This is a genomic window from Azospirillum halopraeferens DSM 3675 (assembly GCF_000429625.1).
Classification (GTDB): domain Bacteria; phylum Pseudomonadota; class Alphaproteobacteria; order Azospirillales; family Azospirillaceae; genus Azospirillum; species Azospirillum halopraeferens.
The window spans coordinates 488374-502688 of record NZ_AUCF01000004.1 but is presented as its reverse complement, the minus strand read 5'-3'; the positions used below and the strand labels follow the sequence as shown (position 1 = coordinate 502688).

Genomic DNA, 14315 nt, shown 5'->3' with positions numbered 1-14315 from the left:
TCAGGCGCCGGAGCGCGCCCGGCCGACCTGCGAGGTCAGCAGGCGGACCGACTCGCTGCCGGTGCGGCTGTAGTCCTCCAGCGCCGCCCGCCCGCCCGCCGCGAACACGGCGACCGCGTTCAGCAGGTCGCGAAGCTGGCCGGCCGACGACCGGTCGAAGGAACAGTAGGCGCCGCCGGTCAGGCGTGCGATCGTCTGGAAAGCCCGCCGCGCCGCGGGATCGCCGCCCTCGTGGAAGATGAAGGCGGGAACGCCCAGCAGCCCCAGCTCCCCGGCCAGGTTCGCCAGGTGGTCGATGTCCTCTTCCATGGAGTCGCCGACGAAGACCAGGGCGTTGACCCGATTGGCCGTCGCCTCCTTCAGGCAGTGCTTCAGCACGCGGCCGATCTGCGTTTGCCCGGCCAGGCAGCGCACCGCCGTCATCCGCGCCAGCAGGTCGCGGGCGCTGCCCACCCAGGGGCTCGCCTTGCACTCCCGGAAGCCGCGGTAGAACACGAGCTGGACGTCGATGCCGCCCAACGCCGCCGCCGTCTCGAACATCTCGCCCTGAAGCTGGCAGGCGCGGTCCCAGGTGGGCTCGCGGCTGGCCGTGGCGTCCATGGCGAAGACCAGCCGCCCCCGCCGACCCGCTTCCCGGCGCGGCGGCGGCACTACGGCCACCTGCCGCAGGAAGGCGTCCACATCCGCCTGCGACGACCGCTGCACCGGCAGGTGATCGTCGTCCGCCATCGCAAGTCTCCCTGTCCATCGTCCCGGTCTTGTGGAGATAGGACGACAGGGCGCCACCAACCAGTGCGGCGCGGGGACACAATGCCCGATGACCGCGCCGCTCAGGTCGCCGGTGGCAGGATCACCCGGACGCGGAAGCCCCGGCCTTCCCGGTTCTCGGCATGGATGGAGCCGCCCAGCGCCTCGACGTTGCGGCGCACGATCCACAGGCCGATGCCGAAATGGGTGCCCTCCGCCGTCCGCCCGTCAGGGTCGGTGTCCGGCATGCCGTGGCCGGGCTGGCGCTGGGAGAAATAGCGCTCGAAAATGCGCGGCAGGTTGGCGGGGTCCACCCCCGGCCCCTCGTCCTCGATCGTCAATACCGCGCGGCCATCGTGCCGCGCCAGGCGGACGTGCACGGTGCCACCGGCCGGGGAGAAGCTGACGGCGTTCTCCACCAGGTTCTCGACCACCGTCTCCAGGATGTCGTCGCTGGCCCGCACCACCACGCCGGGATCGATGGAGGAGCGCACGTGCAGCCGCCGTTCGGTCAGCAGGCCGGTGTAGCCGCCGGCCATGCGGTCCACCAGCGCCGACAGGTCGACGCGGCGGCGCGGCGGGGCCAGCAGGTCGGCCGTCGCCTCGTCCATGCGCCGGGCAAAGGACACCAGCCCGTCCAGCTTGTCCAGCGACGCCTCGATCATGGTCAGGGCGCGCCGGCAGCGCGCGTCCTCCGCCGGCAGGGAGCGGCGCAGCGGCTCCACCGACTGGCGGATGACGGCAATGGGCGTCTTGAAGGCGTGGGCGTTGTCCTCCGCCGCCCGGCGCAGCACCGCCGACGATCGGCGCAGGGTGTCGACGAGGCGGTCGAAATCCTCGGCCACACCGGCCAGTTCCGGCACCGCGTTGCGCTCGGCGAAGGACTCCGCCGGGGCTTCGCCGCCGACGATGTCGCGGGCCAGGGCCCGGAAGCGGTGCAGGTTGCGCCACAGCTCGACGAACACCGCCAGCACCAGCAGGGCCATCACCACATAGATGGCCGCGGCGGCCTGCACCGAGGCGGTGCGCCAGTAGGGCTGTCCCAGGGAGCTGCCGACGTAGGCGTCGGTGTTGTGGCTGGTCACCAGCGCCCAGCAGCCGAAGCGGGTGTGGACGGGGGTGACGGAGGTCACCACCTCCTCCCCGCCCGACGAGCGCGGCACGCGCGTCGCCAGCGGCAGGCCACCGGCGCAGCTCCGCCCGAGTTGGTCGAGCACCCCCTGCTCCAGGAGCTGGCGCCGCTCGTTGTCGAGATAGGCGGTGGACACCGCCGGGGCGGCGCCCACATAGAAGAACCCGTCCTCACCACCCATGGCGCTGGGACGGACCAGCAGGCGCAGCCGCACCCCGTCGCCGGCGAAGCGATCGAGAAGCCCGCCGACCTGCGGCAGGTCACCGCGGCCGGCCTCCGCCAGGTCCGGTTCCAGGGCGCGGGCGATCAGGGACCCTCGCTGCTGCGCGCTTTGCAGCAGCAGGGCCCGGTTCGCCTCGTCCGCCCGCTGAAGCTGGTCGTAGATCAGCACCGGCACCGCGAGGAAGACGAGGGTCAGCAGCACCAGCCGGCCGGCCAGCGAACGCCACAGCCATCGCCCGCGGCCCTCACTGCGCCGCAGCGGCAGCGCCATCGTCCGGGCCAACGCCATCATCCTCCGTCCGGCCCGCCGGATTTGCCCCGTTGCCCCAGCGGTAGCCGAAGCCCGGATAGTTCTCGATGCAATCGAACGCTTCGTCGATGGCGCGGAACTTCTGCCGGATGCGCTTGATGAAGGCGCGGACGTTGGCGCGATAGCCCGACGGACCGTAGCCGGCCATGAAGCCCTTGCCGTGCACCAGGTCGTAGATGTCGCGGTAGGACACGTCCTCGTCGGGGCGGGTCGCCATCAGGCGGACGATGTTGAACTCGGTGAGCGTCAGGTCGACCCGGACACCGTCCCACAGGGCACGGCTGTTCTCCAGGCGCAGCTCCAGCTTGCCCAGGCGGTAGACCGTGGCCGCGGCGGCCGTGTCGGCGGCGGCCTCCGCCGTCTCCTCGTTGGCGCCCTTGGCGCCGTCCAGGATCAGGCTCATGCGGCGCAGCAGGATGGGCAGGCTGCGCGACTTCTCCACGAAGTCCAGGGCGCCGCCGGCCAGGGCCGCCTCCTCATAGATCTGGTCGGACAGGACGGTGAGGAAGATCACCGGCAGGTCGATGCCGCGGGCCCGCATCTGGCGCAGCACCTCGATGCCGTCCATCTTGGGCATGCGCCAGTCCAGCAGGACGATGTCGACGCTGCCGCCGCGGGCGAAGAAGTCGAGCGCCGGTTCGCCGCGGTCAAAGGAGACGACGTCGAATCCCTCGTCCGTCAGGTTGAGGCCGAGCGACTCCCGGAACAGGTCGTCGTCATCGACGAGAGCCACGCGCACGGCCGGCGTGCCGAGGGCGGTGTCGTCAGCGGGAATCGCCCCAGGCCTGGGCGAGGATGCGGGCGAAGCATCGGTCATCAGCATCACGGACATTGTCGCTGCTCTTCATGTCGTAGGAGAGGGCACGGAAGTCCTGGGAATTGACATCCATGTAGAAGAACACCCGCAGCGTGCAGCTTGCGTCGGCATACCGCCAGACGCGGGCGGGTGTTTCCTCCTCGGTCGATGAGGGGGCTCCCAGAAGACGCCGGGTCTGGCCCTGGTCCAGGCCGACGATGGCGTCGGGTGCGACGGCCCCCGCGGCCGCCATGGCGACAGCGGGGACCGGACGGACAGGGGCTTCCGCCGCCTTGGCCGCCGGCTTGACGGATGGCTTGGGCGCTTCCCGCGTCGCGGTGCGGGCCGGCGGCGGCGGACTGGCCGCCTGCAGGGTCCGGCCGTCGGGGCCGGTCACCGTTCCGGGGCATCCGGTCAGCAGAAGCATGCCGAGAACGAGCCCCAACCCGCGTCCCCCGACGCGCGGCCACAGTCCATTCGCGGTGCGGGTGCAACCCGTCATGGTCATGGAAACGGACATGGCCCAGGGCCCTTCAAAGAATTTCTTCCGCCCCGGTCGCGGGAGCCTGCGAAGCGCTGTTCGCCACCCCCGCGACCGGTCGGCCAAAAGTCAGTCTTTCCTGGTTAATGTCGGGTTAAATGCCGTGGCCTTACCACCTTTTTGCGGGCGTTTGGGGACATTTTTCTGTCAGAAGCCGGACCACGAGCGGACATAGAAGAGACATTGCGTAATTTAGATTGGCTTTTTGCCTTCGAAGACAACCGAATTTATGTGAGTTTTGTCTTATATCCCGCGTCCGGCGAACCCCTGCGACCATCTGCGCACGCCCTGCACAAGGGGGTGAAGACCGCGCGGGCACGGACGATCACGACCGATCCGACCATCGTCTTAGGGGGAAAAAGCATTCGGCGGCGGAACCACCCGGGTATGGTTCCGCCGCCGCGCAGTCGGATGGGCAACGTCTATGGTGGCCGTCGGCGAAGGGTGTACCGCCAGGGGCGGGTCCCCGTGCCTGTAACGGCCGGGCGGTTGCCGCGAGCAATCCGACCGGTCATCCGGCCGGCCCTACGGCCGGTCGGCGTGGTGTGTCCGATGCTGTCTGTGCACCGTCTTCACACGCAAAATCATGCGCCCGCCGCGCCCCCTCGTCAAGACGGTAATGGCGCAAAAAACGGCAGGTGACGCTTGCCGGAGCACTCCGGACGGGCGTATGTCCACCCCATCGGAGCGCAGCGCCCGCCGGCAGCCCGACAACAACAAAATGAACGCCCGAGGACGATCTTGACCAGCCCTGTGACCGCACGGGACGTCGCCATACGGGACGTCGGTGTGCCCCAACGCATCCTGACGGTTTTCCTGCCGTTCGCGCTGGGGTACTTCCTGTCCTATCTCTACCGGACGGTGAACGCCGTCATCGCGGACGAGCTGACGGCCACCCTCGGCCTGACGGCCGCCGGCCTCGGGCTGCTGACCAGCGCCTATTTCATCGCCTTCGGTCTGTTCCAGGCGCCCCTGGGCATTCTGCTCGACCGCTACGGCCCGCGGCGGGTGGAGGCGGCCCTGCTGCTGGTCGCCGCGGCCGGTGCGGCGATTTTCGCGGCGGGCGAGAGCATCGCGGTTCTGGCGGTCGGGCGCACGCTGATCGGGCTCGGCGTGTCCGCCTGCCTGATGGCCGCCCTGACGGCGAACGTGGCGTGGTGGCCGGCCGACCGGCTGCCGCTGGTCAACGGCCTGTTCATGGCCTGCGGCGGCCTGGGGGCGGTGTTCGCCACGACGCCGGTCCAGGCCCTGCTGACGCTGACCGACTGGCGGGGCGTCTTCCTCGGCCTGGCGGTGGCGACGGTGGCGGTGGCGGCGGTGATCCTGCTGGTGGTTCCCGACCGTCCCCGTCCCGGCGCCCCCGGTCCGGCGGCATCATGGGGGGCGCTGCTGCGGGGCACCGCGGCGGTGTTCGCCAGCCCCGCCTTCCGGCGCTACGCGCCGCTGACGGTCGCCGTGCAGGCGGGATTCATGTCCTACATCAGTCTGTGGGCCGGCCCGTGGCTGCGCGACGTCGAGGGGCTGGACCGTGCCGCCGTAGCCACGCATCTGCAATACGCGGCGATGGCCATGGCCGCCGGATTCGCCGGCATCGGCGTGATCGCCGACACCCTGGCCCGGCGCGGCGTGCCGCCCATCGTCGTGGCCACCACCGGCATGACCGTGGCCATGGCCATGCAGGCGGTGCTGGTGAGCGGCCTTCCGGTGCCGCCGGCGGTGGCCTGGACGCTGTATGCGTTCTCGACCGCCGGGTCGATGATCGTCTACGCCGTCCTCGCCCGGTCCTTCGCGCCGGACATGGCCGGGCGCGTCAACACCGCCGTCAACCTGCTGGTGTTCGCCGCCGCCTTCACCCTGCAGGCCGGCATCGGCGCCGTCATCGCCTGGTTCCCGCCGGTCGGTGACGGCTTCGCACCGCAGGGGCACCGCATGGCCCTGGCGGGGGTGCTGGCGCTCCAGCTCGCTGCCCTGGCCTGGCAGGTGCGGCCGCGCCGGTAGCCCGTAGCGTCGGCATTCCCGACAAAGCCATGCGAAAGTCCAATATCGCCATGCCTTCGGCTCCGCCACACTTCCCCTGAATGAATCAACGAACAACAACCGTCCGGGGGAGGACACCATGCGGGAGCGAGCGTTGGTTCGCCGCCTTCTCGGCGCCCTCGCGGCGTGCGCGGCCCTGCTGGCCGGCACGCTGATCGCCGCGCTGCCGGCGGCGGCCGATCCGTCCACGGTGCGCATCGGTCTTCTGAAGTTCGGCACCGTATCGTGGGAGATCGAGACCCTGCGGGCGCACGGCATGGATCGTGCCCGCGGCTTCACGCTGGAGGTCGTCGACCTCGCCAACCCGGAGGCGGGCAAGATCGGCCTCCTCGGCAACAGCGTCGACGTGATCGTCAGCGATTGGCTGTGGACCGCGCGCCAGCGCGCCGACGGCGAGGCGCTGGCCTTCCTGCCCTATTCCTCCGCCGTCGGCTCGGTGATGGTGCCGGCGGACTCGCCCGTGCGCACGCTGGCCGACCTGAAGGGCCGCAAACTGGGGGTTGCCGGCGGGCCGTTGGACAAGGGCTGGCTGCTGATCCGCGCCCTGGCCCTGCGCGACCACGGCATCGACCTGCCGTCCGCCGCCACACCGGTGTTCGCCGCCCCGCCGCTGCTGAACCAGCAGGCCCTGACGGGCGGGCTGGACGCCGTGCTCACCTACTGGCACTTCGCCGCCCGGCTGGAGGCGCGCGGTTTCCGCTCCATCGCCGGGGTGGAGCAGGCGGCCACCGCCCTGACCGACGGGGCCGTGGCGGTGCCGTCCATCGGCTTCGTCTTTCGCGAAGCGTGGGCGCAGCGCAACCCGGCGCTGGTCGACGCCTTTTTCGCTGCGAGCCTGGAGGCGAAGGCCCTGCTGCAAACCTCCGACACCGCGTGGGACGCGGTGCGGCCGCTGATGCGGGCCGAGGACGAGGCGACCTTCGAGGCGCTGCGCGCCGGCTACCGGGCCGGCATCCCGCAGCGCTGGGGCGCGGCGGAAAAGGCGGCGGCGGCAAAGGTGTTCGCGCTGATGGCCGATCTCGGCGGCAAGGACCTCGTGGGTCCGGCCGTCGATCTGCCGGACGGTACCTTCTGGCCGGGGCCCACCGTTCCGCCCGGCAGCCGGTAGGCGGCGGCGATGATCGTGCGGCTGTGGCAGCACGGGGTGTCGCTGGCCCTGCTGATCGCCGTGTGGCAGCTCGCGGCGAGCTTCGCGGATCTGCGCGAACTGCCGCCGCCGCTGTCGGTCGCCCGTGCCATGGTCGACGGGCTCGCCGCCGGGGAGATGCTGCACCACGTGGCCGTGACGCTGGCAAGGGTCGCCGCCAGCTTCGCCCTGGCCATGGTCGTCGGCACCGCGGTCGGGCTGGCGCTCGGCCGCTCCGCCCTGCTCGACCGGCTGTTCGGCGGCTGGCTGCTGTTCTTCCTGAACCTGCCGGCGCTGGTGGTGATCATCCTGTGCTACGTGTGGTTCGGGCTGGGGGAGACGGCGGCGCTGACCGCGGTGGCCGCCAGCAAGATCCCCAACGTGGCGGTGGTGATGCGCGAAGGAGCGCGCACCCTCGACGAGGATCTGCGCGACATGGCCCGGGTGTTCCGCTTCGGGCCGTGGCGCCTGTTCCGCCACGTCGTGATGCCGCAGCTCGCCCCCTTCCTGCTGGCGGCCGCCCGGTCCGGCCTGTCGCTGATCTGGAAAATCGTCCTGGTGGTCGAGTTGCTCGGCCGCAGCAACGGCGTTGGGTTCCAGCTCCATGTCTATTTCCAGCTATTCGACGTCACTGCGATCCTGGCCTATGCGATGGCCTTCATCCTGGTGGTCCAGGCGATCGAGTGGGGCATCCTCCAGCCCGCCGAACGGCGCCTTGCCCGCTGGCGGCGATAGCCTGCGCATCGCGGTGGACGCCAAGGACTATCCCGGCCGGCCGCCGAAGGCGGTGCTCCGCGCCATCCGGCTGGAGGTGCCGCGCCACCAGGTGGTCGCCCTGGTCGGGCCGTCCGGATGCGGCAAGACGACGCTGCTGAACCTGGTCGCGGGCCTGGACGACCGGTTCACCGGCACCATCCACCGCCCGCCGGGGCGCCTGGCCGTGGTGTTCCAGAACCCGCGCCTGCTGCCCTGGCGCACGGTGGCGCAGAATCTGGCCCTGGCCCTGCCGCCCGACACCCCGGACCTCGACGGCCGCATCGACGCCATGCTGGAGGCGGTGGGGCTGGCCGGCCAGCGCGACGTCTTCCCCAACCACCTGTCGGTGGGCATGCAGCGCCGCGTGGCGGTGGCCCGCGCCTTTCTGGTGGAACCGGCGCTGCTGCTGCTGGACGAACCCTTCGTGTCCCTGGACGCCGCGACGGCGGAACGGCTGCGCGACCTGCTGCGCGACCTGCTGGCCCGCCGGCCGGCCACCGTGCTGCTGGTCACCCATGATCTGCGGGAGGCGATTGCGCTGGCCGACCGGCTCGTCTTCCTGGGGGGAAGCCCGGCGGGCATCATCCGCGACGTTGCGGTGGACCTGCCCCGCCGCGACGCGGCGGCGGTCGAGGCGTTTCACCGCAGCATGGCCTGAAGCCGGTGGCGCAGCGCAGTCCCCAGCACGCGGGTCAGCCGGACGCCGTAGTAGAGCCCGCCCAGCCCGGCCGGCAGAGCCAGCAGGGCCCGGTCGGTATCGGTCGGCCGCAGCCGCTCCACCAGCAGCCCGCGCCGCGCGGACCAGCGCCGGCACAGCGCGAGCTCGGCGCGCAGCACGCGCACGCTGCCGGCGCGGCGGACTCCCTCCCGGTCATCGACGGGCGGCAGGGCCAGGATCGCCGGCAGGATGGCCTCCGCCCGGCGGAGTGCGGCGGCGGTGGGCGCGTCCGGCGGCGGGGCGGCGGCCGGCGCGCGGCCCAGCAGCACCGTCGACAGGCGCGCCGCCAGGGCCAGGTGCCGTTCGGTGCCGGTGCGCCGCGCCAGGTCCGCGGCCTCCCGCCAGTCGACGGCGGGGTGGTCCGCCGCCGCCGCCACGTCGGCCAGCCAGTAGAGGCGCGACCAGTGGTGCTTAGCCCCGTGCCACGCGCCATAGACCAGGGCCGCGGCGGGCGACAGGGTGCGCACGGGCATCCCGCCGACGGTGACGGTGACGGCCGTCCCGAAGGGGTCGACCGCCGCCATCGGCAGCAGGCGGTCGTCGTCGGCCAACCGGTCGTGCAATTCCACCGGAGCGGCGGCGGCGGCGGCGTGATGCAAGGTCAGGGCGTTGGGGCCGGCCGCCACCATGTCCGGCGCGACGCCATAGCCGAGCGCTGCCAGCGCCGCGCGCGCCGCGGCGGCCGCCTCCGGCCGCACCAGCAGGTCGATGTCGCGGCACGACCGGCGCGTCGGGTCACCGTGGAGCTGCACCGCCAGCGCCGGCCCTTTGAGCACCAGCACCTCCACGCCCGCCGCTTCCAGCGCCGGCACGATGCGCGCCACCTCCGCCGTCAGCCGCAGGGCGCGCATCGCGGCCTGCCGCCGCAGGTCGGACAGGTGCCGCCGCGCGTCCCCGGGAACGGGCAGATCGGGCGCAAGGGCGGGTCCCAGCCACGGCTCCAGCCGGTGGTGCCGCACCGCTGCCACCACGTCGGCCCGGTTCATCCCCGGCTCCGGCCGCGGCGGCTGCCCGCCGAATCCGGCCGCGACGACGCCGAGCAGGAAGCGGACCTCGGCCGGCAGCACGGCGGGGGTGAACGGTTCGGTCACGGCAGGATTCGGTCCGGTGGTGATCGGCGCAAGCGGGGCAACCTTACCCGGGAACACGCGCCGGCGGGAACGGAAAACGATGCATCGGGCGGGGGCCGGGACGGAGGGGAGTGCCTCCGTCATCCCACCGCAAATCCCCGCGGCGGTTCGCCGGCGGTATGACGGGTCCACATGGTGGCGTAGGCGCGTTCCAGGCCGCGGGCGAAGCGGTCGGTGTCGAACAGGGGCGCGGAGGTGCGCGCGGTCGCCAGGCGGGCGCGCAGGGCGGCCGTGGCGGCGGGGTCGGCGGAAAGGTGCAGCGCCGCCGCCTCGTAGGCGGCCGGGCTCCCGGTCACCAGTTCGGGCAGGCCCACGGCGTGCAGCAGGCTGGCCCCGACCCGCCCGGCGAAGGAGCGGCCGGTCAGCGTCAGCACCGGCAGGCCCGCCCACAGGGCGTCGCTGGCCGTGGTGTGGGCGCCCACCGGTGCGGTGTCCAGGAACAGATCGGCCAGGCGGTGGCGCGCCAGGTGCTGCGGCAACGGGGCACGGGGTGCGAAGACCAGGCGGGCAGGATCGACCCCGGACCCTGCCGCGGCGCGGCGCAGGTTGCTCGCGGCCTCCGGCCGGCCCTCCAGCAGCCACAGCACGCTGGCCGGGCGGGCGGCCAGCAGGCGCATCCACACGGCGAACAGGGCCGGCGTGATCTTGTAGGCGGCGTTGAAGCAGCAGAACACGAACCCGGCCTCCGGCAGGCCGCACCCGGCACGGGACGGGGTGTCCGGGGCGATGGGGCGCATCCGGTCGTTGGGTTGGTAGCAGCCGGGCAGGTGGACGATGCGTTCGGCGTACCATGGCTGGTGGCCGGCGGGCGCGACCACCGCGTCGGCGAGGATGTAGTCGATGAAGCCGGCGCCCATGGTGCCGGGATAGCCCAGCCATTGCGCCTGCACCGGGGCCGGCCGGCGGGCCGCGATCTCCGGCCGCGCCCCGCGGGTGTGGCCCTTGAGGTCCACCAGGATGTCGACGCCGTCGGCGCGGATGCGGTCCGCCGCCGCCGCGTGGTCCAGGGCGGCCAGATCGACGAAGCGGTCGAACCCCCGCGTCAGCCGGGCGCGCAGCGGTCCTCCGTCGTCGGGGCCGTAGGAATAGCCGGTCACATGCACCGCGGTACGGTCATGGCGCTCGATCAGTTCGGCGATCAGCACGGCGGTGGCGTGCTCGTGGAAGTCGGCGGAGAGATAGCCGATGCGCACGGGGTCGCCGGCCGCGCGCGGGGCCGCCGGCGGCAGCGGGTGCAGCCCTTGCGTGCGCCACGCGGTGTAGGCGGCGGCGCAACGCCCCTCCAGTTCAGGCCCGGCGTCCTCGCCCAGGAAGATCCAGGGGTTGGCCTGGCGGGTGGCACCGTCGCGCACAAGGGCGGTGAGGCGTTCGGACAGGGGGGCCAGCCCCTCCCACCGGCACAGGTGGCGGTGCTCCTGGACCAACTGCGACAGCACGCCGCCGGCATCCGGCAGGCCGAGGCGCAGGGCGCGGACGAGGCCGGGCAGGGCCGCCGGGTCCTCCCCCACCTCCTTCAGCGTCAGGGAGAGGTTGGCGTACGCCTCCGCCAGGTCGGGGCCGAGCGCCACCGCGGTGCGGAAGCAGCGCAGGGCCGCCTCCGCCCCCCCGCGCTCCTTCAGCACGGCGCCCAGGTTGAGGCGGGCGGCGGCCAGGTCGGGGGCGAGGCGTACGGCTGTGCGCAGGGCCGCCTCGGCTTCCGCCAGCCGACCCAGGGCGCGGCGCAGGGCGCCGAGGTTGCTGTGGGCCGGGGCGAAGGCGGGCATCAGCCGGGCGGCCTCGGCGTACGCGTCCGCCGCCTCGGCCGTACGTCCGTGCGCCTGAAGGAAGACACCCCAGTTGAACCACACGCCGCCGAACCCGGGCAGCCACGCCAGGGCGGCGCGGTGAGCGGCCTCCGCCGCCTCCGGATGGCCACGGCGGCGCAGCGCCTCGCCAAGGTTCGAGCGGGCCACCGCCTCCTCCGGCGTGCCCGGCCGGCCCAGCGCGTCGAGTGCCGCGAACAGCCCGTCCAGCGCCCCGCCATGGCCGGGGGCGAGCGCCAGCGCACGGCGGAAGCCCGCCACCGCCGCCTCGTTCCGGCCGGCGCGGCGGTCGGATTCGGCCGCCGCCAGCAGGTCGGCGAGGGCGGTCATGGGCAGGGCCCTACTTGCGCGCCCAGGCGCCGCCGGGCGTCATGATGAACTGGCCGGGCGGGGTGCGGCCGATCAGTTCCTGCCCCGCGATGGCCTGCACCTTGTCGACCGAGGTGCCGTTGGCCCGGGCGATCTGGTTGTAGCGGTCCATGCGCTGGGCGTTCACTTGCTGCACCAGCGCCTGGACATCGCCGGGGGCACCGGGCAGCGCGCCGACCAGCCCGTCCGGCCGCTCCCCCGCCTGCCCCGCCGCCTTGGCCGCGGCCAGGGGGTCCTGCGCCAGGGCGGTGAAGGGCATGGCCGCCGGCAGGGCCAGCGCCAGGGCCAGCATGAGAATCGTGAGCCGACGCGTCATGACGCACCTCCCTTCGCCGGCGGCAGGGATGCCGGCGGCAGACCGAACAGGGACGGATCCTCCAGGATCGCCCGCTCCAGGTCGCGTTCGACCCTCACCCTCACCTCCTGTTCGATACGGATGTTCAGGTTGATCTCGATCGGCCGGTCGGGCGCCTCGATCTTCACGGTCGGGGCGCAGGCCGCAACCACGAGGGCCAGGACAACCACCGCCGGCCGCCATCTCACCGATGCCATGGTGCTCCTACTGGTCGAACTGCAACATGCGGTCGCGCACCGCATCGGGGATGCGGTAGGCGTCGAGACTCTGGCGCAGGATGCGGTCCAGCGCACCGCTCACCTTAAGATTAAGCGCCACCGGATATCCATCGTAGAATCCGGGGTTGGAGCCGCGGATCGCCAGCCCGACCGTCAGCTCGCCGCCGGCCAGGCCGTTGATGGTCATGGTCAGGCTGTCGTAGCGGAAGTCGGTCAGCGCCCCCATCAGCAGCGCCGTCGGGCTGCCGGCGTCGCCGTCGCGCAGGAAATCCGGCGGAGTCGCCGGGTCGTAGCGCAGGGTGCCGCCCCCCTCCGCCGCCAGTTCCGCCCCCGCGATTCGCACCGCCGTTCCCGCCAGCCACACGGGGATGGTCCCCGACAGGCGGCCGGTGGCCGCCAGCCCTTCCAGTTCCACGAGGTCGAGCACGGCGCCGAGGTCCAGCCCCGCCGCCTCCAGCTCCAGCACGCCGTGGGGATCGGCCAGGGACAGGCGGAAGGGCCTGGCGCTCACGCGCCCGCCGGCCCAGCGCCACTCCGCCCGCTCGACCCCGATGACGCCGGCCGAATCGAGGCCGAAGCGCAGCACCCCGTCGGTCAGCGGCAGCCCGACGTCCAGCAGCTTGACCGCCACCTCCTGCCCCGGCGCCACCGCCGGCGGCAGCAGGCTCGCCAGCCGCAGCACCCCGTTCACCCCGGCCACCGCCACCGGCCCCGCCGTGGCCGCCAGGTCGGTCAGCAGCAACCGCCCGCCGGTGGTCAGCCCCTTTGCTCCCCACGCGAGGTCACCGCGCACCGCCACCGTGCCGGCCACCGCACCGACCAGGCCGGACAGGCGCGGCGACAGGGCGCCCGGCTGCGCCCCGGCGGGACTGAACGTCACCGGGCGCAGGCGCAGCTCCGCCCGGCCCTCGCCGCTGGCCACATCGTGGCGTCCGGTGGCGTCGATGCGCAGCCCCTGCCCGCCCTGCACCGTGGCCGACAGGGCCAACGCGCCGCCCGCCGGCCCCTCGGCCCGCGCCGTCAGCGCCGCCGGTGCGAACAGGGCCGGTGCGGCGGTGCTGCGCAGCCGCCCGGCCGTCAGCGCGGCGACCAGCCGCCCGCCCTCCAACGTGGCGTCGACGCGCACCCCGTCCAGCGCCAGCTCCTGCCCCGGCACGGTCAGGCGCGGCGCCTCCGCCGCCAGCCGGACGGCCGGGGGACCGCCGGCCAGCGGCAGGACCAGCGCATCCCCTTGCGCCGGGGCACCGAGGCAGAGACCTTCGGGCAGATCGGTGCGCTCGCCCGCCGGCGCCAACCCCTGCGCGGTGACGGCCAGGCACCCGTCGGGCGAGAGGCGCAACACCCCCTCGGCCAGCCGCCCCGACACCGGCCCGTCGATCCGCAGCCGCCCGGCCACGGCCGGCGCGAGTCGCCCCACGTCGTCGATCCCGCCGGCGACGGTGGCGGTGAACCGGCCGTCCCCCAGCGGCCGGACCACGGCGCCGAAGTCGGCCCCCGCCTCCTCTCCCCGCAGGTCGGCCCGCAGCTCCGGCTCCGGGCCGCCGGTGTAGGTCATGGCGACGGAGAGCGTCTGCACCCCGCCGGCCCCGATCAGGGTCAGCCGCGACCCGGTGACCGCCAGCGCCCCAACCGGCGGCACCGGAATCTCCCCCCATTCCGCAGCACCGCCACCGTCGCCGTCCGGGCCGGGCGTCAGGTCCAGGGTCAGGGCGGCGCCGCTCACCACCACCCGTTCGATGTGGCCGTCCAGCAGACTTCGCCAGGGGTGCAGCACGGTGACGATGCCCAGGTCCAGCGCCTCGTCCAGGCGCACCGCGGCGCGCGTCCAGTCGACGCCGGCGCGCACCACGGTCACCCGCGCGTCGGGATAGCCGGCACGGCGCAGCGCCAGCGTCGCCCCGCCCTCCAGCAGGTCCGACCACGTGGCGGCCACCAGCCCCGCCCCCGCCGCCAGGATCACCAGCCACGCAACCAGCCGCCGCACCCCGCCCTCCTCCTTCATCCGCGCGGTTTGCTTCGGCGCGCGTTTCCCCTAAGGTCGGGCCCTGCGGACTCG

At 73.3% G+C, this 14315-nt stretch carries 13 protein-coding genes; 4 read left to right on the top strand and 9 right to left on the bottom strand.

Going from position 1 to position 14315, the window contains the following annotated elements:
- The 4 genes from G472_RS0105890 to G472_RS36820 all read right to left on the bottom strand — a co-directional run bounded on the left by G472_RS0105890 (window position 1) and on the right by G472_RS36820 (window position 3634).
- Window positions 1–729, bottom strand: coding sequence for a hypothetical protein (locus G472_RS0105890; protein WP_029007630.1), 729 nt, complete (start codon window positions 727–729; stop codon window positions 1–3).
- 101 nt (window positions 730–830) lie between these two features.
- Window positions 831–2393 (bottom strand): sensor histidine kinase, encoded by a 1563-nt coding sequence (locus G472_RS0105885; protein ID WP_029007629.1) that lies wholly within the window; start codon window positions 2391–2393, stop codon window positions 831–833.
- Window positions 2347–3243 (bottom strand): response regulator transcription factor, encoded by an 897-nt coding sequence (locus G472_RS0105880; RefSeq protein ID WP_029007628.1) that lies wholly within the window; start codon window positions 3241–3243, stop codon window positions 2347–2349. Before G472_RS0105880 ends, G472_RS0105885 begins: the two co-directional genes overlap by 47 nt.
- Entirely contained in the window at window positions 3176–3634 is a 459-nt protein-coding gene (locus G472_RS36820; RefSeq protein ID WP_245593400.1) for a hypothetical protein, read from the bottom strand. The genes G472_RS0105880 and G472_RS36820 overlap by 68 nt, the downstream gene beginning before the upstream one ends.
- Before the next feature lie 903 nt (window positions 3635–4537).
- Here G472_RS36820 and G472_RS0105875 point away from each other — a divergent pair.
- The 4 genes from G472_RS0105875 to G472_RS0105860 all read left to right on the top strand — a co-directional run bounded on the left by G472_RS0105875 (window position 4538) and on the right by G472_RS0105860 (window position 8325).
- Window positions 4538–5746 carry an MFS transporter gene (locus tag G472_RS0105875; protein ID WP_035691343.1) on the top strand — a complete coding sequence of 403 codons (1209 nt, stop codon included), beginning with the start codon at window positions 4538–4540 and terminating at the stop codon, window positions 5744–5746.
- Between the two features lie 118 nt (window positions 5747–5864).
- A complete protein-coding gene (locus tag G472_RS0105870; protein WP_084536473.1) occupies window positions 5865–6893 on the top strand; it encodes an ABC transporter substrate-binding protein in 1029 nt (342 codons plus the stop codon).
- 9 nt (window positions 6894–6902) lie between these two features.
- The gene (locus tag G472_RS0105865) at window positions 6903–7646 is read left to right on the top strand and encodes an ABC transporter permease (RefSeq protein ID WP_035691115.1); all 744 of its coding nucleotides are present in this window, start codon (window positions 6903–6905) and stop codon (window positions 7644–7646) included.
- Window positions 7627–8325, top strand: coding sequence for an ABC transporter ATP-binding protein (locus G472_RS0105860; RefSeq protein ID WP_029007624.1), 699 nt, complete (start codon window positions 7627–7629; stop codon window positions 8323–8325). The genes G472_RS0105865 and G472_RS0105860 overlap by 20 nt, the downstream gene beginning before the upstream one ends.
- On the opposite strand, the gene G472_RS31535 is transcribed toward G472_RS0105860, so the two are convergent.
- The 5 genes from G472_RS31535 to G472_RS31530 all read right to left on the bottom strand — a co-directional run bounded on the left by G472_RS31535 (window position 8307) and on the right by G472_RS31530 (window position 14243).
- Entirely contained in the window at window positions 8307–9476 is a 1170-nt protein-coding gene (locus G472_RS31535) for a nucleotidyltransferase domain-containing protein (protein ID WP_051340473.1), read from the bottom strand. The genes G472_RS0105860 and G472_RS31535 overlap by 19 nt on opposite strands.
- Window positions 9477–9595: 119 nt before the next feature.
- Window positions 9596–11647, bottom strand: coding sequence for an O-linked N-acetylglucosamine transferase, SPINDLY family protein (locus G472_RS0105850; RefSeq protein ID WP_084536470.1), 2052 nt, complete (start codon window positions 11645–11647; stop codon window positions 9596–9598).
- 10 nt (window positions 11648–11657) lie between these two features.
- A complete protein-coding gene (locus G472_RS0105845) occupies window positions 11658–12002 on the bottom strand; it encodes a YdbL family probable chaperone protein (protein WP_029007622.1) in 345 nt (114 codons plus the stop codon).
- On the bottom strand, window positions 11999–12238 hold the full coding sequence (locus tag G472_RS0105840; protein WP_035691112.1) for a YnbE family lipoprotein: 240 nt from the start codon (window positions 12236–12238) through the stop codon (window positions 11999–12001). The genes G472_RS0105845 and G472_RS0105840 overlap by 4 nt, the downstream gene beginning before the upstream one ends.
- A gap of 7 nt (window positions 12239–12245) precedes the next feature.
- Entirely contained in the window at window positions 12246–14243 is a 1998-nt protein-coding gene (locus G472_RS31530; protein WP_156927011.1) for an intermembrane phospholipid transport YdbH family protein, read from the bottom strand.
- Window positions 14244–14315 lie beyond the last annotated feature (72 nt).